This is a genomic window from Ensifer sp. EB106-05-01-XG146 (assembly GCF_058791875.1).
In genome coordinates, this window is sequence record NZ_JBYTDX010000002.1 from 1,005,780 (window position 1) to 1,025,928 (window position 20,149).

At 61.5% G+C, this 20,149-nt stretch carries 18 protein-coding genes; 7 read left to right on the plus strand and 11 right to left on the minus strand.

Annotated features, from left to right (window positions below; genetic code table 11):
- Positions 1–2: 2 nt before the first annotated feature.
- Positions 3–2,006: a cytochrome o ubiquinol oxidase subunit I gene (cyoB, locus tag AC3WVQ_RS24740; RefSeq protein WP_089044826.1), complete on the minus strand. Its 2,004-nt coding sequence runs from the start codon at positions 2,004–2,006 to the stop codon at positions 3–5.
- 80 nt (positions 2,007–2,086) lie between these two features.
- Positions 2,087–3,205: a ubiquinol oxidase subunit II gene (gene cyoA, locus AC3WVQ_RS24745; RefSeq protein ID WP_492383100.1), complete on the minus strand. Its 1,119-nt coding sequence runs from the start codon at positions 3,203–3,205 to the stop codon at positions 2,087–2,089.
- Between the two features lie 294 nt (positions 3,206–3,499).
- Between cyoA and AC3WVQ_RS24750 the strand changes: the two genes are divergently transcribed.
- Positions 3,500–4,825, plus strand: coding sequence for an MFS transporter (locus AC3WVQ_RS24750; RefSeq protein ID WP_034790732.1), 1,326 nt, complete (start codon positions 3,500–3,502; stop codon positions 4,823–4,825).
- Positions 4,826–4,938: 113 nt separating this feature from the next.
- Here AC3WVQ_RS24750 and AC3WVQ_RS24755 read toward each other — a convergent pair whose 3' ends face one another.
- From AC3WVQ_RS24755 to cmoA, 4 genes are all read right to left on the minus strand, one after another.
- Complete coding sequence (locus tag AC3WVQ_RS24755; RefSeq protein WP_342242767.1) at positions 4,939–6,255, minus strand: sensor histidine kinase; 1,317 nt, start codon at positions 6,253–6,255, stop codon at positions 4,939–4,941.
- Positions 6,256–6,259: 4 nt separating this feature from the next.
- Positions 6,260–6,913, minus strand: coding sequence for a response regulator transcription factor (locus tag AC3WVQ_RS24760; RefSeq protein ID WP_492383101.1), 654 nt, complete (start codon positions 6,911–6,913; stop codon positions 6,260–6,262).
- A 137-nt stretch (positions 6,914–7,050) separates the two neighbouring features.
- On the minus strand, positions 7,051–7,785 hold the full coding sequence (locus AC3WVQ_RS24765) for a methyltransferase family protein (protein ID WP_492383102.1): 735 nt from the start codon (positions 7,783–7,785) through the stop codon (positions 7,051–7,053).
- A gap of 12 nt (positions 7,786–7,797) precedes the next feature.
- Positions 7,798–8,565 (minus strand): carboxy-S-adenosyl-L-methionine synthase CmoA, encoded by a 768-nt coding sequence (cmoA, locus tag AC3WVQ_RS24770; protein ID WP_112983592.1) that lies wholly within the window; start codon positions 8,563–8,565, stop codon positions 7,798–7,800.
- Positions 8,566–8,801: 236 nt separating this feature from the next.
- Here cmoA and AC3WVQ_RS24775 point away from each other — a divergent pair, with 236 nt between their 5' ends.
- Positions 8,802–10,100 (plus strand): S41 family peptidase, encoded by a 1,299-nt coding sequence (locus AC3WVQ_RS24775; protein ID WP_446718234.1) that lies wholly within the window; start codon positions 8,802–8,804, stop codon positions 10,098–10,100.
- Between the two features lie 26 nt (positions 10,101–10,126).
- Here the strand turns inward: AC3WVQ_RS24775 and AC3WVQ_RS24780 are convergent, their stop codons facing one another.
- Complete coding sequence (locus AC3WVQ_RS24780) at positions 10,127–10,495, minus strand: hypothetical protein (protein ID WP_342242764.1); 369 nt, start codon at positions 10,493–10,495, stop codon at positions 10,127–10,129.
- 112 nt (positions 10,496–10,607) lie between these two features.
- Positions 10,608–11,189 (minus strand): chemotaxis protein CheB, encoded by a 582-nt coding sequence (locus AC3WVQ_RS24785; RefSeq protein ID WP_446718233.1) that lies wholly within the window; start codon positions 11,187–11,189, stop codon positions 10,608–10,610.
- A gap of 496 nt (positions 11,190–11,685) precedes the next feature.
- Between AC3WVQ_RS24785 and AC3WVQ_RS24790 the strand changes: the two genes are divergently transcribed.
- The 3 genes from AC3WVQ_RS24790 to AC3WVQ_RS24800 all read left to right on the plus strand — a co-directional run bounded on the left by AC3WVQ_RS24790 (position 11,686) and on the right by AC3WVQ_RS24800 (position 16,155).
- On the plus strand, positions 11,686–12,153 hold the full coding sequence (locus AC3WVQ_RS24790; protein WP_342242763.1) for a hypothetical protein: 468 nt from the start codon (positions 11,686–11,688) through the stop codon (positions 12,151–12,153).
- 207 nt (positions 12,154–12,360) lie between these two features.
- Entirely contained in the window at positions 12,361–13,521 is a 1,161-nt protein-coding gene (locus tag AC3WVQ_RS24795) for a glycosyltransferase family 4 protein (protein ID WP_342242762.1), read from the plus strand.
- Between the two features lie 825 nt (positions 13,522–14,346).
- Positions 14,347–16,155 (plus strand): ABC transporter ATP-binding protein/permease, encoded by a 1,809-nt coding sequence (locus AC3WVQ_RS24800; protein ID WP_342242761.1) that lies wholly within the window; start codon positions 14,347–14,349, stop codon positions 16,153–16,155.
- A gap of 122 nt (positions 16,156–16,277) precedes the next feature.
- Here the strand turns inward: AC3WVQ_RS24800 and AC3WVQ_RS24805 are convergent, their stop codons facing one another.
- Both AC3WVQ_RS24805 and AC3WVQ_RS24810 read right to left on the minus strand, forming a co-directional pair.
- On the minus strand, positions 16,278–17,105 hold the full coding sequence (locus AC3WVQ_RS24805; protein WP_342242760.1) for a bifunctional allantoicase/(S)-ureidoglycine aminohydrolase: 828 nt from the start codon (positions 17,103–17,105) through the stop codon (positions 16,278–16,280).
- A gap of 69 nt (positions 17,106–17,174) precedes the next feature.
- Positions 17,175–17,861 carry a GntR family transcriptional regulator gene (locus AC3WVQ_RS24810; RefSeq protein WP_060521105.1) on the minus strand — a complete coding sequence of 229 codons (687 nt, stop codon included), beginning with the start codon at positions 17,859–17,861 and terminating at the stop codon, positions 17,175–17,177.
- A gap of 192 nt (positions 17,862–18,053) precedes the next feature.
- On the opposite strand from AC3WVQ_RS24810, the gene AC3WVQ_RS24815 reads away from it, so the two are divergent.
- Positions 18,054–18,698: a flavin reductase family protein gene (locus AC3WVQ_RS24815; protein ID WP_192493642.1), complete on the plus strand. Its 645-nt coding sequence runs from the start codon at positions 18,054–18,056 to the stop codon at positions 18,696–18,698.
- A gap of 3 nt (positions 18,699–18,701) precedes the next feature.
- The gene (locus tag AC3WVQ_RS24820; protein WP_492383103.1) at positions 18,702–19,433 is read left to right on the plus strand and encodes an aspartate/glutamate racemase family protein; all 732 of its coding nucleotides are present in this window, start codon (positions 18,702–18,704) and stop codon (positions 19,431–19,433) included.
- Between the two features lie 64 nt (positions 19,434–19,497).
- On the opposite strand, the gene AC3WVQ_RS24825 is transcribed toward AC3WVQ_RS24820, so the two are convergent.
- Positions 19,498–20,145: a YceH family protein gene (locus AC3WVQ_RS24825; RefSeq protein ID WP_112772743.1), complete on the minus strand. Its 648-nt coding sequence runs from the start codon at positions 20,143–20,145 to the stop codon at positions 19,498–19,500.
- Positions 20,146–20,149: the final 4 nt, after the last annotated feature.

The following is a 20,149-nucleotide window of genomic DNA, read 5'->3' on the forward strand; positions in this document are numbered from 1 at the left end:
TTTCAGATCCGTTCCGCAAGCAGTTTCGAGCGTGCGTCTTCGGTCGCCGCGACGGTTTCCGCGGGAATGAAGAAATCACGGTTGTAGTTGAAGGTATGGCCGATGGAGACCGCAATCAGGGCGATGAAGGATATCGCCGCCAGCCACCAGATGTACCAGATCAACGCGAAGGCGAGCACGACGCTGATGCCGGATAGAATGATGCCAGTGCCGGTGTTCTTCGGCATGTGGATCGGCTTGAAGCCTTCGAGCGGACGCTCGTAACCCCGGTTCTTCATGTCGTACCAGCTGTCATGGTCGTGAACGACGGGCGTGAAGGCGAAGTTGTAGTCCGGCGGCGGCGACGAGGTCGACCACTCGAGCGTGCGGCCGTCCCAGGCATCGCCTGAGGTTTCACGCAGTTGGTCGCGACGCAGGAAGCTGACGACAAGCTGGATGATGAAGGACGCGATGCCGATGGCAATCAGGACCGCACCGAAGGCGGCGATGATGAACCAGATCTGCAGCGAGGGATCCTCGAACTGGCTGACACGCCGGGTGACGCCCATCAGGCCGAGCACGTAGAGCGGCATGAAGGCGAAGAAGAAGCCGATCTGCCAGAACCAGAAGCTCATCTTGCCCCAGAAGGGATCGAGCTTGTAGCCGAAGGCCTTCGGCCACCAGTAGACAAGGCCGGCCATCAGCCCGAACAGCACACCGCCGATGATGACGTTGTGGAAGTGGGCAATCAGGAACAGCGAGTTGTGCAGCACGAAGTCGGCCGGCGGGATCGCCAGCATGACGCCGGTCATGCCGCCGATGACGAAGGTCACCATGAAACCGATCGTCCACAGCATCGGCAGTTCGTAGCGGATACGGCCGCGATACATGGTGAAGAGCCAATTGAACATCTTCGCCCCGGTCGGGATCGAGATGATCATCGTGGTGATGCCAAAGAAGGCGTTCACCGAAGCACCCGAACCCATGGTGAAGAAGTGATGCAGCCACACCAGGTAGGAGAGGATCATGATCACGCAGGTGGCGTAGACCATCGACGTATAACCGAACAGGCGCTTGCCGCAGAAGGTCGCGACGACTTCGGAGAAGATGCCGAAGGCCGGCAGTACGAGAATGTAGACTTCCGGGTGGCCCCAGATCCAGATGAGGTTGATGTACATCATCGGATTGCCACCAAGGTCATTGGTGAAGAAGTTGAAGCCGAGGTAGCGGTCGAGCGACAACAGCGCAAGCGTCGCCGTCAGGATCGGGAAGGTCGCGACGATGAGGATGTTGGTGCACAGCGACGTCCAGGTGAAGACCGGCATCTTCATGAAGGTCATGCCCGGAGCGCGCATCTTCACGATCGTGGCGATCAGGTTGATGCCGGATAAGGTCGTCCCGACGCCCGCCACCTGTAGGCCCCATATGTAATAGTCGACGCCGACGCCGGGACTGTAGTCTGCACCCGAGAGCGGCGGATAGGCGAGCCAACCGGTGCGCGCGAATTCACCGACGAACAGCGACATCATGATGATGACCGCACCGCCCGTCGTCATCCAGAACGAGAAATTGTTGAGGAAGGGGAACGAGACGTCGCGCGCGCCGATCTGCAGCGGCACGACATAGTTCATGAAACCGGTGACGAAGGGCATCGCCACGAAGAAGATCATGATCACGCCGTGGGCAGTGAAGATCTGGTCGTAGTGGTGCGGGTTGAGATAGCCTTCGTTGCCGTTGAAGGCGATCGCCTGCTGTATGCGCATCATGATCGCGTCGGCAAATCCGCGCAAAAGCATCACGATCGCCAGGATGATGTACATGATGCCGATCTTCTTGTGATCGACCGACGTGAACCACTCGTTCCAGAGATAGCCCCAGAGCTTGTACTTCGTGATCAGCGCGAGGATCGCCAGGCCGCCGACGGCCACGGCTGCGAAGGTCACGACAAGGATCGGCTCGTGGTATGGGATCGCTTCCCAGGTAAGCCGCCCGAAGATGAATTGCGTGAGGCTGGTGTCACCAAACATGGGTCTTCCAATATGTCTCGAATTGCGGCCCGAAGGGCCCTGGCGCTCGCTGGATCAAGGCCGGCGAGCGCGCGAAAGTCCTAGTGCGTCTTGTGGATGTCGTGGTTCATGGGCTCAGCCGCGGGCCGCTCTTCCTTGACGCCCTCGGCCGGTTCCTCGCTCTTGGCGGGGTTACCGGTTTCGGGGAAGGTCGCGGCCGGTGCGGCCGCTTCGGTCACTCCGCCCGTATGGCGGTTGTCATGCTCGAGTTTGGCGCGGTTCTCATGGCTTTCGACGCCGGCTCCGCCCATCATGTCGATGTGCATCATATCCTTCATGCACATCTGGCCTTCGCGCACGCACATGTTGAGAACGGCTTCATAGAGGCCGTTTTCGACGGAAGCGTAGTAGCGCACCGGCTCCTTCACGCTCGGCTTTTCGAGCTTCAGGTAGGCGTCGCGATTGAGCATCGTGCCGTTCTGCTTGACGCGGGCAACCCAGGCGTCAAAGCCCGCCTGGTCCACGCCGTGGAACTTGAAGCGCATGTGCGAGAAGCCGTCGCCGCTGTAGTTGGACGAAAGGCCCTCGTATTCGCCTGCCTTGTTGATGACGGCGTGCAGCTTGGTCTGCATGCCGGGCATGGCATAGATCATGCCGGCGAGCGCCGGAACGTAGAACGAGTTCATCACCGACGAGGCAGTGATCTTGAAGTTGATCGGCACGTCGACCGGCGCCGCCATCTCGTTGACCGTGGCAATACCGTATTCCGGATAGAAGAACAGCCATTTCCAGTCGAGCGCGACGACTTCGACCGTGATCGGCTTCGTCTCTTCGGTCACCGGGCGCGCCGCATCGATCCGATCGAGCGGTCGATAGGGGTCGAGCTTGTGGGTGCTGACCCAGGTGATCGCGCCGAGCGCGATGATGATCGCGAGCGGAGCCGACCAGATGATGACTTCGAGGCCGGTGGAATGGTGCCATTCCGGATCATACTTGGCGGCCGTGTTCGACTGGCGATAGCGCCAGGCAAAAAACAGCGTCAGGAAAAGGACGGGAACGATGATCAACAGCATCAGGACCGTCGAAATAACGATCAGATCCCGCTGCTGCGCGGCGATATCACCGGAAGGCGACATGACCACCATGTTGCATCCCGAGAGAACGGAGAGCAACAGGACGGCAATCGTCGATCGTCCGGCTAAACTGTATGGCTTCGGCATTGCGGCCTCAACTTGCGTTTTGTCTAGTCGGCATTACTCGGGCATGATCGGGCATGGAAGTGAGGTCCATCGTCGCAGCGCAACATTTTGCCGCAGTGCAGTGACGACCGTATCGCTCTATGCGCGTTTGTACGGGCGCAAAGGCATATTGTCGGTTCGATGCCGGCTGTTCCAGCGAACGTTAGGCACGAACTCGAATGAGGCATGTGCGCAGGTACGTGCACGGCATTCTTGATATCAGACGCCAATTGGTCAACACTCTAACGACAAGACGTTCGATCGTCGGAGAAATTCATGGTTTCGGTCGCTAACCCAACATCGTCTGGTCTCGAGCGGGATGCACGTCGCATTCACGAGGACGACAAGCCTCTGTCCCCGGGCAGCATCGCCATCGGCGTGGTCATTGGACGAACCTCGGAATTCTTCGACTTCTTCGTCTACGGCCTCGGCTCGATCCTCGTTTTTCCGAAGCTGATTTTCCCGTTCGCGCCCAATGCGGTCACCGCGACGCTCATGTCCTTCGCGCTGTTCCCGCTCGCTTTCCTCGCCCGCCCGGTCGGCTCCTTCGTCTTCATGTGGGTCGACCGCAACTACGGGCGCGGCACGAAGCTGACGATCGCGCTCGTCATTCTCGGTGGCTCGACGGCGTCAATCGCCTTCCTGCCCGGCTATGACACGATCGGATATTGGGCGGTGGCGCTATTGGCGCTGTTCCGGCTGGGCCAGGGCTTTGCGCTCGGCGGCGCCTGGGACGGCCTCGCATCGCTGCTGAACCTCAATGCGCCGCAGAATCACCGCGGCTGGTACGCGATGATCCCGCAGCTCGGCGCGCCGATCGGCTTTGCGCTTGCGAGCATCCTCTTCGGTTATTTCGTCAGCAACCTTTCGCAGGAAGATTTCCTCGCCTGGGGTTGGCGCTATCCGTTCTTCGTCGCCTTTGCGATCAACGTCGTGGCGCTTTTCGCGCGCCTGCGCATCGTCGCCAGCAAGGAATTCGGCGCCGCCATGGAAGCCAAGGAGCTTGAGGCGCGGCCGGTCTTCGAGATGCTGAGCAAGCACAGCATCGACGTCGTGCTCGGCGCCTTCGTGCCGCTCGCAAGCTTCGCGATGTTCCACCTCGTCACCATCTTCCCCTTGAGTTGGGTGACGCTCAATGGCGGCCAGTCGGCGGCTGAATTCCTGTGGGTGCAGGTCGCCGGTGCCGTCGTCGGCGCCATCGGCATCGTGCTTTCGGGCGTAATTGCCGACCGGGTCGGTCGCCGCAACCAGCTGATGATCGGCGCGATCCTGATCGCGATCTTCAGCTTCTCGGCCCCCTTCCTGCTCGATGCCGGCGGCAAGGGCCAGGACGCTTACATCCTGATCGGCTTCGCCATCCTTGGCCTTTCCTTCGGCCAGTCCTCGGGCGCCGTCTCCTCGCGCTTCACCCAGTACTATCGCTACACGGGTGCCGCCCTGACGTCGGACCTCGCCTGGCTCGTCGGCGCCGCTTTCGCGCCGCTCGTGGCACTCGGGCTTGCCAGCAGCTTTGGCATCATCTTCATCGGCGGCTACCTGATTTCGGGTGCGATCTGCACGATCGCGGCGCTGAGCCTCAGCCGCGCGCTCGACCAGCAGTAAGATCCAGAGGCAGGCGGGGCGCAGTTACAGGCGTCCCGCTTGTTCGTCCTTTCCTCGCGTGACCTTGATTGCGAGGGACGGAAACGCGACCGGATTGACCGGTCCTGCAGCCGTCAAAGGCGGACTTCGACCTCAAACCCCTGCGTCTTGCCGCGCGCCGGCGAAGCGATGAGCAATTGGCCCTGCATCTGCGCGACCAGCCGCTCAACGATGGCAAGCCCGAGCCCGGAACCGGAGGCCTCGGTCGGCCCGCGGACGAAGCGCTTGGTCAGGTTGGCGCGGACGTCCTCGGCGACAACAGCGCTTTCGTTCGTGACGCGGATACCCATTGGGTCAACATGGAGATCGACCCGGCTGCCCGGCGGACTGTGGATCAGGGCGTTTTCAAGAAGATTGCGCAAGACGATCGCAAAGGCGTCCACGCGGATCGGCCGTTCAAGTACGGTGCCCTTGGCGACCTGAACGTTCAGGCGGTTGGCGCCGAGCGCGGATCGCTCCAGATCCTGCATCACGACCATCAACACCGGCAGCAGATCGTGCTGCTCGTCCGAAATGGCAATCTCCGCTTCGGCGCGCGACATCTGCAGCAACTTCTCGGCAAGCCGGCTCAGATGCACGAGCGCACGTTCAATCTGGGCGGTTCGCGGTTGGTATGGCGGCGGCACCTCGCGCGCCAGCCGTTGGGTCTGCGCGAGCGCACCGGCAATCGGGGTCCGCAGCTCATGGGCGCTGTTCGAGGTGAATTCCCTCTCCGCCTCTAGGCCCGCCTTCAGCCGCGCCAGAAGCAGGTTCACGGAACGCGCGATCGCCCGCAGTTCGCGCGGCAGCGTCGCCTCGTCGATCGGCGCCAGATTACCGCTGTCCTTGGTCAGGATATCGTCGCGCAGCTGCGACACGGGCGACAGCGTGCTGCGAACGACGAAGACGATCGCAAGGATGCTGCCCGGTATCAGCACGAGCAGCGGCAAAAGCAGCGCCGTTCCGCCTTCCATGAGCGCTTCTGTGCGATGTTCGATCGCATCGGCAACTTGCACATAGAGTGATCCGTCAGTCGTTCTGGCCGTGTAGATCCGATGGGTGGGGGTCTGCGAGAAGCCGGTCGCAAGGGGAACCGCGAAGGGCTCCGGCGCGCCGTCGTCAAACAGCACGCGGCCGTCGCGGTCGCGCACCTGGTAGGTAAGGAATTGCGAATTGAGCGCGGGCGCCACAACCGACGCCTGGGCCAAGCCACTGGGCGCGTCCCTCGTTGTCTCGTTAGCCACGATCTGCAACAATCGTTCGGCGGTTTCCTGCACGCCGCTGTCGAAGATTTCGGTGAACTCGTCCTGCATCACATAGACGCCAAGCCCGAGCGCAACAAACCAAAAGAGGGCGACGACGCTGGTGAGCGCAATGGCCAGTCTGCGGGTCATGCTCCTCTTGTCGGACATGCGATCACCTGAGGCAGTAGCCGAGGCCGCGCACGGTCTCGATCCGGTCAGCTCCGATCTTCTTGCGCAGGCGGCTGATATAGACCTCGACTGTATTGCTTTCGATCTCGGCACCGAAGGCGTAAAGCGCATCGTGCAACTGCGCCTTCGACACGAGGGCGCCGGGATGCGCGGCCAGCTTGTCCAAAACGGCCCATTCCCGAGCGCTCAGGCTCTGGCTGTCGCCATTAACGGCGATCTTGCGGTGAACCTGGTCGATCTCGATGCCGGGCAGCTTGACCGTCGGCGTCGCGTTGCCCGTATAGCGCCTGGAAACGGCCAGCATGCGGGCCGTCAGTTCATTGAGATCGAAGGGCTTGACCAGATAGTCGTCCGCCCCGCTGTTGAGCCCCTCGATCCGGTCGGATATCTGGTCGTGCGCTGTCAGAATGATTACGGGCGTGCCGTCGCCGCTTGCGCGGAGAGAGCGCAGGAGCGTCAGCCCTTCGCCATCGGGCAATCGCAGATCGAGCAGGATCAGTCCGTAGGTTACCGTATCGGTCGCCGCCACCGCATCGAGGATGCGCTTGAACCAATCGACCGCGTGGCCGGCGGCGGCGCCATGGTCGCGCAGCGCCTCCCCCAGAACCTGATCGTCTTCGACTAGTAGGACTCTCAAGATATCACCGGACACTTGTTCGTCCTTGCCTAGGGTCGATCGGGGATGGCCGTCAAGTCCTTGAGCGCCCAAGCGGCGAAATGCGGTGAGGCCGCCCGTCTCGGCCGCCGCATACGGGGCCAAAAAATGGGAGGATTTCAGGAGGCGACGGGATCGCGAAAGGCCCCGCGCCTCTTCTTGTAGCTGATCACCGCCGTCGCGATCCCGACCAGAGCCATCGCGCCGCCAAGTACGGCCAGCACGCCAACATTCCGGCCTGATGGCTCGTAGGTCGCGAGCTTGTACATCTCCGTTGCGAGCACCGCGATCATGGCCGCCGAGACGGTGGAATAGTCCTTGCCGACGACACGTCTGATGTTGAACGCCATGCCTTCCGTGGATTGGCTGAAGTTTGAAAGGCGCAGCGCCCAGCGCGGCACGTCACGGCAATAGACCTGATAGGCTTCGCCGAAGGTGCGAAGCAGAAAAGCCTCCTCCGCATAGACAATGCATTGGTACATGAAGGCAAAGAGCCCGATGCCGATCACGATGAGCAGCGGGTTGCCGTGTAGCAGGAAAACGCCGCAGTAGAGCAGCATGTTGCCGACATAGAGCGGGTTCCGGCAAACGCCGAACATGCCCTTGGTTGCCAGGTCCTTGGCGTAGACCCTCTTTTTCAGGCCGCCACGCTGGATGTACTTATAGCCGACGACCGTCGCGCGAAGCGCCAGACCGGCCAGAATGACGAGGATCGCGACCGCATCCTTGGCCAGCGTCAGCAGCGGGTTGTCCAAGACCAATGCCGGCGGCGGCATCAGCAGGAACAACACCACGATGATCGTGGGAAAAAGCTGGTTGCGGAAGCGGAAGAGAAAATTGCCGATCGCGATCATGGTCGGTCCGTCCTACTTGATCGCGACAATGCCGCAGAAATTATACCAGCGGAAAAAGACCTCGACGCTGCGGAAACCCACTTCCTTCAGCAGCTGGAAATTTTCCTCCAGGCGGTACGGAATGAGGACGTTTTCAAGCGCCTCGCGCTTCCTGGCGATCTCGATCTCGGAATAGCCGTTGCGGCGCTTGTAGTCGTAGTAGTGCTCGATGAACAAGCGGTTGAACGTCGAGTCCTCGCTGGTCAGCTTCTCGACGAGCAGCACAGCGCCGCGCTCGTTGAGGCCGTCATAGATCGAGCGCATGACGCGCTCGCGGTAGAGGGGGCGCACGAACTGCAAGGTCAGAAGCATCAGGACGACGCTGGCATTGTGGATTTCGATGCCGTGGTGCAGGTCGCCGCCCCTGAGATCAATCGCCCGGTTGGAATTTGCCTGGCCGATCTTTTCCTTCGCCTTCTCGATCATGTCGGGTGCGTTGTCGATGCCGACGAAGCGCACGGCGGGATCAACCATGGCGTCGAGCCCGAGCAGCGTCGTCGCGGTCGAGCAACCGATGTCGTAGAGGTTGGTATCGGCTTCGGCAAAGTCGCTGGCGAGTTCGCAAACCATCCGCTGGATTTCGCCGTAGTAGGGAACCGATCGGCTGACCATGTCGTCGAAGACGGCGGCCACGGTTGCATTGAAGGCGAAGTCGCCGACATTCTGGTCCGGTGCGGCGAAAACCTCGTCCCGGCGGTGGCTGTTGTCGTGCACGTGTAGATGCGGGGCCTTGCCAACCATTCGCACTTTCCTTTCTTTTCCGGAGCACGCCAAAGGAGAGGGCAATCGCCTCTGTCCCCGGAGCGATCGATGCACCACACAAGCCACCCTAACCTGACACGAACCTGAAAGGTTTGGCCGCAGTGGGTTCGGCAGATCGGGGTGCCGGGCGGGGATCACGGCGTGATCACGCGATTTTGCCGGCAGGTGCGCGCGCTTTTGTCGATAATCGGCGGCGCGAAACCGGAGCAACGACCATGCGGCCGAGACTAAGTTGTACAGCGTTGATCGCCAGCCTCGTCATGTCGACGGCCGCTATGGCGTGGGCCGCGGAGCTGCCACGCTCCGGCGAGCCGACATTCGACCGGGTGATCGAACTCGTGAACGCGAACTTCTATGACGGCAAGGCGCTCGACCGTTTCAATACCACCGCCCAGGCTGAGATCACGGATCCCGTGGCGGCACTATCCAGGACGAGTGCGTCTTCCCGCGTCGATGCGGCGATCGCGTCCGTCCTTGCAAGTCTCGGGGTTTCCCATACCGGACGTTTCAAAGCCGACACGATCGACTATTTCGAGCTCGCCGACATTTTTCGCTTCGCCATCCGTGACGATATGCGGCGTCTTTTTCCGCCGGATGGCGCCGCGCGCTATCCCGGCATCGGCATGGTGACGACGGTTAAGAATGGGCAGCGGTTCGTCAGCGATGTTTATGACGGATCGGCTGCAAAGAAGGCGGGCCTCCTCGTTGGCGACCAGATCCTTTCGGTCGACGGGCAGGCTTATCATGAGATCGGATCCTTCGAAGACAAGGTCGGCCGCACGGTCGAACTTCGGCTCCGCCGCCACCGCGATGCGGAGCCATTGTCGCTGCAGGTTCCGGTCGAAAGCTTACGACCACTTCAAATGTTTGAGCACGCGATCGAAGAAAGTGTCGCGCTCATCGAGACCGGCGGCCGGAAGGTCGGCTATGTGCGGCTCTGGACCCTTTCCACGCGAAACGGGCTCAATCTCGTCGCCGAGGCGCTTTCGAGCGGCCGCTTGAAGGATGCGGAAGGCCTCGTCGTCGACTTGCGCGGCCGCTGGGGCGGCGGGCCGGCAGACGCAGCCGAGTTTCTGGTCGGTGGTACGCCGACGTTCCGGCTGATTCCACGCCGGGGCGAAGCCACGCTTGCCAATTTCCGCTGGCAAAAGCCTGTGGTCGCGCTGATCGACAACGGAACCCGCAGCGGCCTCGAACTCTTTGCCTACACGCTGCGGCAACACGGGATCACGCTCGTCGGCGAGCGGACGGCCGGTGCTCTGCTTGCCGGCCGTGCCTATGTGCTACCGGACGACAGCCTCTTGGAAGTGGCGGTTTCGGATGCGGTCATCGGCGACGAGCTAAGGCTCGAGGGGGTGGGCATCGCGCCGGATGTGCAGATGGCCTTTCCGCTTGCCTATGCGGCCGGCAAGGATCCGCAGCGGGAAGCCGCGATCGCTGAGATGGTTCGCGTGCTCCAAGCCACGCCGGCGCCAGAAACCCTGCCGGCGCAAGAACCGGCCGCAACCCGGTGACGCTTGGCGCCTCGCAGAACTATGTGTCAGCCGATGCCGCCGCCTGCGACAATCTCCCGTCCGAGTCTCACAACTTCGCGCACAAACAGGTCCAGGTCCTCCCGTCGCGTCCGGTGATTGTTGACTGCCACGCGCAGGCAATGCTCGCCGTGTACCGTCGTGTCGGAGATGACGGCGGTCCCCTCGTCCTGAAGCCGCAGCATGATTTCCGTGTTCACTGCCTTCAATCGCTCAGCCGTCATTTCCTCCGGATGGTAACGGAAGCAGACGATGTTGATGTTGGTCGGCGCCACGAGTTCGAGTTGGGGCTCTGCCTCGACGAGGCCGCTCAGATAATGGCCTTGAGCAACATTCTGGTCGACGAGGCGGCCAAACTTCTCGATGCCGTGCTCCATCAGTGACACTGCTCGATCGCGCGGCGCAAGGCGCCGATATCGATGCGCGGTTCCGCATCCGTCGCGATGCCTCCATCCTTAATGCTCTCAATCTGATCTATGCGAATCTACTTCACAACTCACGTGGGCTTCCTCGGCCCGATCGTACCCGTTCGCAAATAAAATCAGCAATTGCGGGAACCGCTCCAGTGAAATCGATTTCGCTCTTAAACGCACTAAAGTTGATTTCCGGGATGTTGGTCTCTTTAGGCTCCTCCACTACCACCGTGCCGCCAGCCTCCTTAATCGCCTTCAGTCCCGACCATCCATCCTTCAACAGTCCTGTAAGGGTTACACCAATTACGCGTCTTCCGACGCTATGGGCGAGTGACTTAAAGAGCGCATCTATTGTGAACCCTCGATAATATCCGTCAGCGAGGAGGCGCGTCCGGGGTCCAGGCCCGACTGTCAGCAGCTTGTCCGGCGGTCCGACGAAGCAAGCCCCTGTCTCAAGGGGATCTCCCTCTATTGGAACAACAACACGCAAGTGGGCCACCCGCCTCAAAGTCTCTGGCAGATAGCTATGGGGGAATGGAGACCGGTGAAGAACCACTAGGACGGCCGCCGACAGGTTTTCCGGCAGTCGCCCAACGAGATCAGTGACGCCTTCTACCCCGCCAGCAGGCGCACCAATTGCCACAATGTCAGGTCTCATGGATCAAACTGATACCAGCGCTACGATATATTAGGTCTATCTCATTTTACCGCGCTGCGCGACATCATTTCAAGACACGTGAAGGGTTTGTAAAAAGGCGACGCGCGAGGCGTCGCCATGCCCGAACGCTCAGTCTAGCGATGTTTGGTGGGACCACTTATCGACTGCATCCACCGTCGAACTCCGCTACGAAGACAGTTCTGGTCGCAAACTTCCTATGTCCAAGGCGCGCGCCAGATTGTGGTAACGGAGCAGGGCTGCCGGACAGTTACTCGCGCGAAGATCTGCCCGCCGACCAAAGATCGCGATCTCTCGTACTTCTCCGTAATCCGGCGAAGCACATCTTGAAGGTATCTCCGGACAGCTCAAGTCCGGCTCATCGACAGAGCAGACCTCCTTCGCCCGCAGAAAGCGAGAATTCGGCTTTCTACAAACGGCTTGATTTCGCGGACAAGCGGCAGTCGACAACCGTATGGACTTGCATGATAATACCCACATGGCGCGAGAAAATGGCACGGTCTCACCTAGAGGGGCAGAGTATACCGCAAGCCTGCGACGGGCAACGCTCTTCCTTGGGTTCCTTTACCAGTTGATGCAGTTCGTCATCAGCAACACGCTGTGGGCTTCACTCGGATACGACCCGACAGCGATCTTGCCGATGACGCTCATCCTAATGCTGAGCGGAACACTCATGTCCTACGCGATGGCGGCGGTGCTCTTTCTCTTCCGTGACCAGTCCATCGTCTTCAAGCTTTTGCTCGGCTCCGCCCTGTCGCTCGGGGCCGGAGCGATCAACGCGGGCGTCGATTTCCTCAGTCATGGCCTGATTGAGCATGGCGACCAGATCGGGACTGTCTGGACCAATGTTAGGTACGACGTCATCTACTGCACAGCCCTGTTTCACGGATGGGCTTTTCTCTACATCGCGCTTCTGGCGAATTTCGAACTACGCGGGCGGCGCTGACTGTGCAATAGCGGGCGCTGTGCTACCAGGTCAATCCGCTCTTTCTGTGCAACAGGCCGGCGATTTTGGGCGTTACGACAACCAGAGCTTCTACCCTAGCTGCGATAGAATCAGCCTGCATGCCTCGAAAGAGCGGATTGCGCCGACTTTAAGGAACCGGTAATATAATTCGATGAGCTGAGAGCAGCGAAAGTGCAAGGAATCGGAGTGGCCGACCTCGCCAACGCGCGCATAACTATCATTGTTTCTGCACTCGGCGCCGGCGGCACCGAGCACGTCGTCAGTCTCGTTGCCAGCCACTGGGCCCGCCTCGGCTGCACCGTCACGGTGATTACGCTCGAAGCGCCGACCTCCGAACCCTATTACAGGCTCGATCCGCGCGTCACCATCGAGCGGCTCGACGTGCCGGTTCAGAAGGCTGGTAAGCTGCGGGCCGCCTGGCTGGTGGCAAGGCGGCTCTACCGACTGCGCTCCACGATCAGCCGCACCCGTCCCGACTTCGTGCTGAGCTTCCTGACGCGCACGAACGTGTTGACGCTGCTCGCAACACGAGGCCTCAGGCTCCCGGTGATCGTGTCCGAGCGCAACAACCCGGCGGTGCAGCCCTTCGGCCCCTTCTGGAAATGGCTGCAGCTTCGTCTCTACCCGCGCGCCTTTGCGCTGGTGACCATGACCAAGGGCGCGCTGGACTATTTCCGGCCGAATGTGCGCCGCTCCGGCCGGGTGATCGCCAATGCGATCAATCTGCCCGACGGCTGGCAAAAGAAGCGCGGCAACAATGTGCTCACCGCCGTCGGGCGCCTGACTGAGCAAAAGGGCTTCGATCTGCTGCTCGAAGCCTTTGCCAAGGTGGCCAGCGACCACCCCGAATGGAAGCTCGTCATCTGGGGCGAAGGCAAGGCGAGAAAGGCGCTGGAAGCCCAGCGCAACGCGCTCGGATTGGCCGACCGGGTGGAAATGCCCGGCCTCACCGCAAAACCCGGTCTCTGGGTCGAAACCGCCGACCTCTTCGTCCTGTCATCCCGCTACGAGGGCTGGGGCATCGCCCTGCTTGAAGCGATGGCCGCAGGCCTCCCCGTCGTCTCTTTCGCCTGCGAATGGGGCCCGACCGACATGATTGCCAACGGCGAGGACGGCATCCTCGTCGAAAACGGCGACATCAACGCCCTGGCCGAAGCCCTCTCCAACCTGATGGGCGACGAGACCCAGCGCGCCCGTCTCGCGGCCAACGCCGAAGCCAATGTCAGGCGCTACGACGCCGAGCATATCCTCTCCCAATGGGACGCCGTGGCGATGGCGGCGCGAGAACACACGGCCGGACGCAAAACCGAAATCCTGCGCCGTCCCCGTCTTCGGCTAGACGCTTGATCGCGCTTGCTGGGAGCGGTGTGTTGAAGGCCGTGCGGAGTGCACATGCGAGACATCGCCAACAGGTAGGCTTGTCCCTGTTGGGAGCCCAGACACGAACTCGGTGCCTCAATTGCGGAAGAGTCGCGGTTCGGTCGATCTCCGGAGGGCCTGTCGCTGATGGTCAGCGCCGTCGGCTTCTTTACGTCGTAGCCGCCAAAGGCACTACACGATGGATGTCCGACCAAGCCGACCAATCTCGATAAGCGCAATCCCCAGCGGGCTGCACCGACGGCTTCAGCCTGACGTGGTCCGCGCGTCCCGACGACGGGACCCTGCCACCGGGCGTGGTGGGGGTTACCTGCCCGAGCTTCGGTATCGGTACTTGACGTCGCCGTTTCGCCAGCCCTCAATCAATAAGTGTGTCGGAGGCTTTCTCGCGATCCGCCCTCAGCGACCAGTGATGATAACCGTCCTTGATGGCCGCCTGCCGAACCATCGCCTCACCGAACGGCGCGAGCCATCCGAGCACCAGTGCGTCCCACTTCTTCTAGCCGGGGGTCCCGGGTCTCTCTTTGCTGGTCGCGGATTTGATCGAGATGCGCCGACATGCCGGTTCCTCCCTCAGTGCCGTGTTTCGACCTCGCTCACGAAACTATGAACCCTCTGGGAGGGGTGCAATTCAACTTTCCGGCCGCAATTCGGGCAGCATGCCGCATTGACACGGATTTAACGATCCGCGCTGTGACCGCGGTTACACGTGGGCGCAGCCAATCCGCGCTAGGGAGAGAGGGTAAGGCAGGCTATATTCTACTTGAGGAGACCGGGAAGGAGAGATTCGCACCGATGTCGAACCGGACGAACGGCGAAAATAGCGGCCGGATAGAACCAAGCGACGAACAATCCCTCGGTGATCAATTGCGGATGATGCATCGGGCCTTCATGGCCTCGCCACTGCGCAACAAGATCATTGGGCTGAGCATCAGCATCACCGTTGTCATCGTTGTGACGGCTTTTGGTCAGATCATCCTCAACCGATGGTACAAGCCGTTCTACGACACGCTCGAGCGACGCGACCTTCCGGCCTTTCTCCATCAACTCGTCGTCTTCGCCCAGATCGCCGGCGTGCTTCTCGTTCTCAATGTTCTGCAAACCTGGCTCGGCCAGGTCATCAAGCTGCGCTTGCGCGAAGGCCTGACCCAGGACTTGATCACTGAATGGATGCGCCCGACGCGTGCGTTCCGGCTGGCGAATGCCGGCGCCATCGGCATCAACCCGGACCAGCGCATCCATGAGGACGCGCGCCACCTGACCGATCTCTCGGCCGGACTTTCGATCGGCCTCTTCCAATCCGGCATTCTGCTGGTGAGCTTCATCGGCGTGCTGTGGTCGCTGTCCGACGGTTTCGTCTTCCATGTCGCGAGCTATTCCTTCGACATTCCCGGCTACATGGTCTGGGCCGCGATCCTCTATGCCGGCACCGCCTCCTGGCTGAGCTGGCTCGTCGGCCGGCCTCTGGTGGCGCTCAATGGCGAACACTATGCCCGGGAGGCGGCGCTGCGTTTCTCGCTGATGCGCGTCAACGAACATATCGAAGCCGTGTCGCTTTCGTCAGGCGAAGCCAACGAGAAAAAGCGGCTGCAGCGCGACCTCGCCTCGGTGCTCGAGATCAGCTACGGCTTGCTGCGCGCCGTGACGCGGCTCACCTGGGTGACCGGCGGCTATGGCTGGATTACCGTCGTTGCGCCGATCGTCATTGCCGCACCGGTCTATTTCGCCGGCGATCTGAGCTTCGGTGGGTTGATGATGGCCGTCGGCGCCTTCAATCAGGTGCATGCGTCGCTGCGCTGGTTCGTCGACAATATCGGCGCGATCGCCGACTGGCGCGCCACATTGCTGCGCGTCGCCGCCTTCCGCTCGGCTCTCTTGATGACCGACGAACGGCATGAGGGCGACAAGCGCATCGACTTCAGGACCTCCGATACGCCGCAGATGAGCTTCGACAACATCGAGATCGTCTCGCCGACCGGCTGCATCCAACTTCGCGAACCGAGCGTCACCATCGATCCGGGCGAACGCGTGCTCGTCACCGGCGCGCCGGAGGTGGAAAAGGCGCCGTTCTTCCGCGCGATCGCCGGGCTCTGGCCCTGGGGGCACGGCCGCATTGCGCTGCCGGTCGACGACGGCCTCGCCTTTGTGCCGAAGTCTCCCTATTTCCCGCCGGGCACGCTTGGAGAAGTGCTCGCCTATCCGAGCCCGCCCGATACCTACAGCAAGGGCGAACTCGCCGCCGTTCTCTCGAAGGTCGGCCTTGGCCGCCTGAGCGGCCGGCTCGACCAGGATGCGCGAAAGCAGATGAACCTCAGCGAGGCCGAGCAGCGCCTACTCGCCATTGCTAGGCTCAGCCTGCACAAGCCGCGCTGGCTGATCATCGACGAAGCGCTCGATACCCTTGAGGACGACGCCTACCAGCGCGTGCTGAAGTTCATGGACGACGAGCTTCAAGGTGTTGCGATCGTCAACATCGGACGCACCGAACGCGGCAGCGACTTCTTTACCCGCGTGCTCCACCTCGACAAGAACCCGACCGGCAACACGCTCAGGCGTCTCCAGCCGCGCAGCCTGCAGCCGGCCGATCCGCAACTGGTGGACTGAGAAGGTGAACGTGCCCTTCCGTTAAACAACGGGGTGCGACTGCCGCCATAGTCATCTGATTGCAAAGAAAAACCGCGCGTTCGGTGGAACGCGCGGTTTTGTCTATCCTAGAGTGGGCTCGCTTAACCCGAGCGCAGCTTCATGTGGCGGTTCACGTCCTTGTATAGCAGGTAGCGGAACTTGCCCGGACCGCCGGCATAGCAGGCCTGCGGGCAGAAAGCGCGCAGCCACATGTAATCGCCGGCCTCGACCTCGACCCAGTCCTGATTGAGCCGGTAGACGGCCTTGCCTTCGAGCACATAAAGGCCGTGTTCCATCACGTGCGTCTCGGCAAAGGGAATGATCGCGCCGGGCTCGAAGGTGACGATCGTCATGTGCATGTCGTGGCGCAGGTCCGTCGGGTCGACGAAGCGGGTCGTTGCCCACTTGCCTTCCGTGCCCGGCATCGGCGACGGAATGATTTCGGCCTCGTTGGTGAAGAAGGCCTCCGGCGCGGGCAGGCCATCGACGTACTCGTAAGCCTTGCGCACCCAGTGGAAGCGAACGATCGCTTCACTTCCGTTGCGAACGGTCCAGTTGCTCGCCGGCGGAATGAAGGCGAAGCCGCCCGGCTGCATCTTATGCGCCTTACCGTCGAGCGTGATGGTCAATTCGCCCTCGACGACGAAGATCGCGCCCTCGGCGCCTTCGTCGAGTTCCGGCCGGTCGCTGCCGCCGCCCGGAGCGATTTCCATGATATATTGTGAAAATGTTTCAGCAAAACCGGAGAGCGGCCGGGACAGTATCCACAGCCGGGTCTTGTCCCAGAACGGCAAATAGCTGGTGACGATGTCCATCATCGTCCCCTTCGGAATCACCGCATAGGCTTCGGTGAAGACCGCGCGATCCGAAAGGAGTTGGGTTTGGGGCGGGTTGCCGCCATGCGGCGCATAGTAACTACGGTTGGTCATATCTTCCTTCAGTCTGCTTGCAGGCACCGCCTCCTCTAAAGTGCGGTGCAATGGGTCGCGCGCGCCGCATCAAAGCAATGCGGTGCGAAGATCGCGGGGCTGGTCTTTCTCCTCGTCCAGGTCCAGCTCCGCTTCGACGTGGTTCAGGTGCTCGGCCATTTCCTTGATCGCGCTCGCGACGTCGCGTGACGCGATGTACTCGACCACGGCCAGATGTTCGTCCGGTCCGCAATTGTGCAGGTGGTTCGACCGGTACATTGCGGTGATCAGGGATGTCCGGGACACGAGGTCGCGCAGGATACCGAAGAGGAAGGCAGACCCCGAAAGCTCCGCGAGCAACAGGTGGAAACCACCGGAAAGCCGAACGATATCAGAGAGATTGCCGGATCGGCCGGCAATGCGCTCCTCTTCGATATGGGCGCGCAACCGGACGATATCCTTGGGATTGGCGCGCTCGCAAAGCCGCTCGACGACCCGCTGTTCGATCGCCCTGCGGGCAACGAAGACATCGCGTGCCTCGTCTACCGAAGGCTCGGAGACGAAGGCGCCCCGGTTCGGCATGATCGTCACCAGGCCATCGCGCTCGAGCGCGGTCAGTGCCTGGCGGATGCGAGCCCTGCTGACGGAGAATATTTCGGCAAGTTGTTCTTCTTTCAATCGCGTTCCCGGCCGTAGCCGACGCTCTGCAATCGCAAGCCAGATCTTCTCGCAAATGATCGCCGTCGGAGCACCGGCGACTTCGTCCGCGTTATACATGAAATCTCCCTTAGCCGTTCGCTTACTCTCGCCGTGCGGCGCTCAAAGTCAATTCCATCCGCTGCAGTTAGATATTGACTACAAAATTGTAGACAATATTGTGTACCGCAACTTGATGTGCAATGGCAACCGCTTAAACACGACCGTGCGACCGGCAAATAGACCGGGCCGCGGCGCCAATTGAGAGCTCCGATGGACTTCGATTTCACAGAACTGCCGGCCCAGGACCGTTACCGCCTGCTGACGAACTTCATCGGTCCGCGACCGATCGCGCTGGTCTCGACGCTCTCGCCGAGCGGACAGGACAATGCCGCGCCGATGAGCTTTTTCAATGTCTTCTCGCACGACCCGCCGATCGTCATTCTCGGTATCCAGACCCGCCCGAACGGGGAAGAGAAGGACACGGTCGCCAATATCCGGCGCACCAACGAGTTCGTCGTCAACATGGTGGACATGGCGATCGCCGACCAGATGCTGGTCTGCGGCCTGTCCTTCGAGCCGGATGTCGACGAAGTGGCAATCGCCGGACTGACGGCGGCTGACGGCCTCAAGGTCGGCGCCCGCCGTATCGTCGAGTCACCCTGCTCGATGGAATGCCGCGTTGAGCGGCTGATCGAATATGACCGCCGCGTCATCGTTCTCGGCGAGGTCGTTCATATGCACGTGCGTAAGGACTGCCTCGACGAGGAAGGCCGCTACGTCGACCCGTCCCAATACCAGCCGATCGCACGGCTGCACGCCAACAACTACATCACATCGGATCGTCAGTTCGTCATGCCGACGCCCGACATTACCGCCTATGCCCCCCTTGCAAACGCCATGCGGAAGACGAGCTGATCCATGCGTATCCTGCTGATCAATCCGAACTCCACCCGCTCGATGACCGAACAGGCGCATCGCAGCGCCGAGCGCGTCGCTGCATCCGACACCCAGCTCGAATCGATCAACCCGACATCGAGCCCAGCCAGCATCGAAGGCCATGCCGACGAAGCGATGGCTGTGCCAGCGATGCTTGCGGAAATCCGCAAAGGCGAAGCGCGCGGCATCGATGCCTATGTAATCGCCTGCTTCGACGATCCCGGACTTGGCGCTGCACGCGAGATCGCTCGCGGTCCGGTCATCGGCATCTGCCAGGCGGCCGTGCAGGTGGCGATGAACATTGCGACCCGCTTTACGATCATCACCACCCTGCCCCGCTCCGTGCCGATCATCGAGGACCTCGCCGAGGCCTACGGTGCCGGCCATCGCTGCCGAAAGGTGCGATCGGTCGACATGCCCGTGCTGGCGCTGGAGGAGGATCTCGCCCACACCGAGGAGATGCTGGTTCAGGAGATCCTGAAAGCACGCCAGGAGGATGGCGCCGAAGCGATCATCCTCGGCTGTGCCGGTATGTCTGAGCTCTGCGACTGCCTGAAGGCGCGTACCGGCATGCCTGTGATCGACGGCGTGACGGCAGCCGTGAAGCTTGCCGAGGCGCTCGTCGGGGGCGGTTATGTCACCTCGAAGGTCGGTGCGTACGACTATCCGCGCGCCAAGGAAGCGCCGGCCTGCCGGCTGGTCGACGCCAGCTGAGCGCATCCGAATATGTCAACGGGCGCATTGGCGCCCGGGACATTTTGTTTCCGGCGCCGTGCTGTCAGCGCGTCAGGGCGTCAAGCTGCTCCTCGAGCGTCGCCACCTTCCGCTCAAGCGCTTCCAGTCGTTCTTCGAGAGCCAATAGGGCCGAACCGCTCGGCGCCGACGACACGGCCGCCCTTTCGGCAGGCTGCTCGACTTCACCACACAAGAGATGCGCGAAGCGGTCTTCGCGCTGGCCGGCACCCCGGTTCAGTTGAACGATGAGCGGCGGCCGGCGGCCCATCATCAGATCCAGATTGTCCTTCAGCTCCTCGATCGACGAGAACCGCGCCATGCGCTCGCTGCGCGCCCAAAGCTCGTAGGCCGTCTGCGGGCCGCGCAGAAGAAGCAGGCCGAGCACGACGATCTGCGGCGACGTCAGCGCGAAGCGGTTGGCTGCGAGGTGCTCGTAGCGCTCGACCCGCGAGGCAAATGCTTGCCGGACCAACCCTTTCTGCCCCAGAGACGAGAGAGCGCGGTGGATCTCGACCTGCTCGAGCGCCATGACGGGATCGCGCGCCGTTTTCTGGTTGGCAGCCGAATGCGCCGAATTGAGCGTCAGCGGATAGACGTCGGGCGTCGTTTCCTTCTTCTCGATCAGGCATCCGAGAACGCGGGCTTCAACGGCATTGAGGACGGGGAAATCGGTGTCGGAGGTCGTGTTCATAAGC

What these genes read in the sequence shown, in the direction of transcription:
- AC3WVQ_RS24785 (WP_446718233.1), bottom strand. Translation starts at nt 11,189, where the DNA reads ATGAGACCTGACATTGTGGCAATTGGTGCGCCTGCTGGCGGGGTAGAA.
- AC3WVQ_RS24820 (WP_492383103.1), top strand. Translation starts at nt 18,702, where the DNA reads ATGCGTATCCTGCTGATCAATCCGAACTCCACCCGCTCGATGACCGAA.
- AC3WVQ_RS24800 (WP_342242761.1), top strand. Translation starts at nt 14,347, where the DNA reads ATGTCGAACCGGACGAACGGCGAAAATAGCGGCCGGATAGAACCAAGC.
- AC3WVQ_RS24825 (WP_112772743.1), bottom strand. Translation starts at nt 20,145, where the DNA reads ATGAACACGACCTCCGACACCGATTTCCCCGTCCTCAATGCCGTTGAA.
- cyoA (WP_492383100.1), bottom strand. Translation starts at nt 3,205, where the DNA reads ATGCCGAAGCCATACAGTTTAGCCGGACGATCGACGATTGCCGTCCTG.
- AC3WVQ_RS24790 (WP_342242763.1), top strand. Translation starts at nt 11,686, where the DNA reads ATGGCGCGAGAAAATGGCACGGTCTCACCTAGAGGGGCAGAGTATACC.
- AC3WVQ_RS24750 (WP_034790732.1), top strand. Translation starts at nt 3,500, where the DNA reads ATGGTTTCGGTCGCTAACCCAACATCGTCTGGTCTCGAGCGGGATGCA.
- AC3WVQ_RS24815 (WP_192493642.1), top strand. Translation starts at nt 18,054, where the DNA reads ATGGACTTCGATTTCACAGAACTGCCGGCCCAGGACCGTTACCGCCTG.
- AC3WVQ_RS24775 (WP_446718234.1), top strand. Translation starts at nt 8,802, where the DNA reads ATGCGGCCGAGACTAAGTTGTACAGCGTTGATCGCCAGCCTCGTCATG.
- AC3WVQ_RS24755 (WP_342242767.1), bottom strand. Translation starts at nt 6,255, where the DNA reads ATGTCCGACAAGAGGAGCATGACCCGCAGACTGGCCATTGCGCTCACC.
- AC3WVQ_RS24805 (WP_342242760.1), bottom strand. Translation starts at nt 17,105, where the DNA reads ATGACCAACCGTAGTTACTATGCGCCGCATGGCGGCAACCCGCCCCAA.
- AC3WVQ_RS24765 (WP_492383102.1), bottom strand. Translation starts at nt 7,785, where the DNA reads ATGATCGCGATCGGCAATTTTCTCTTCCGCTTCCGCAACCAGCTTTTT.
- AC3WVQ_RS24780 (WP_342242764.1), bottom strand. Translation starts at nt 10,495, where the DNA reads ATGGAGCACGGCATCGAGAAGTTTGGCCGCCTCGTCGACCAGAATGTT.
- cyoB (WP_089044826.1), bottom strand. Translation starts at nt 2,006, where the DNA reads ATGTTTGGTGACACCAGCCTCACGCAATTCATCTTCGGGCGGCTTACC.
- cmoA (WP_112983592.1), bottom strand. Translation starts at nt 8,565, where the DNA reads ATGGTTGGCAAGGCCCCGCATCTACACGTGCACGACAACAGCCACCGC.
- AC3WVQ_RS24810 (WP_060521105.1), bottom strand. Translation starts at nt 17,861, where the DNA reads ATGTATAACGCGGACGAAGTCGCCGGTGCTCCGACGGCGATCATTTGC.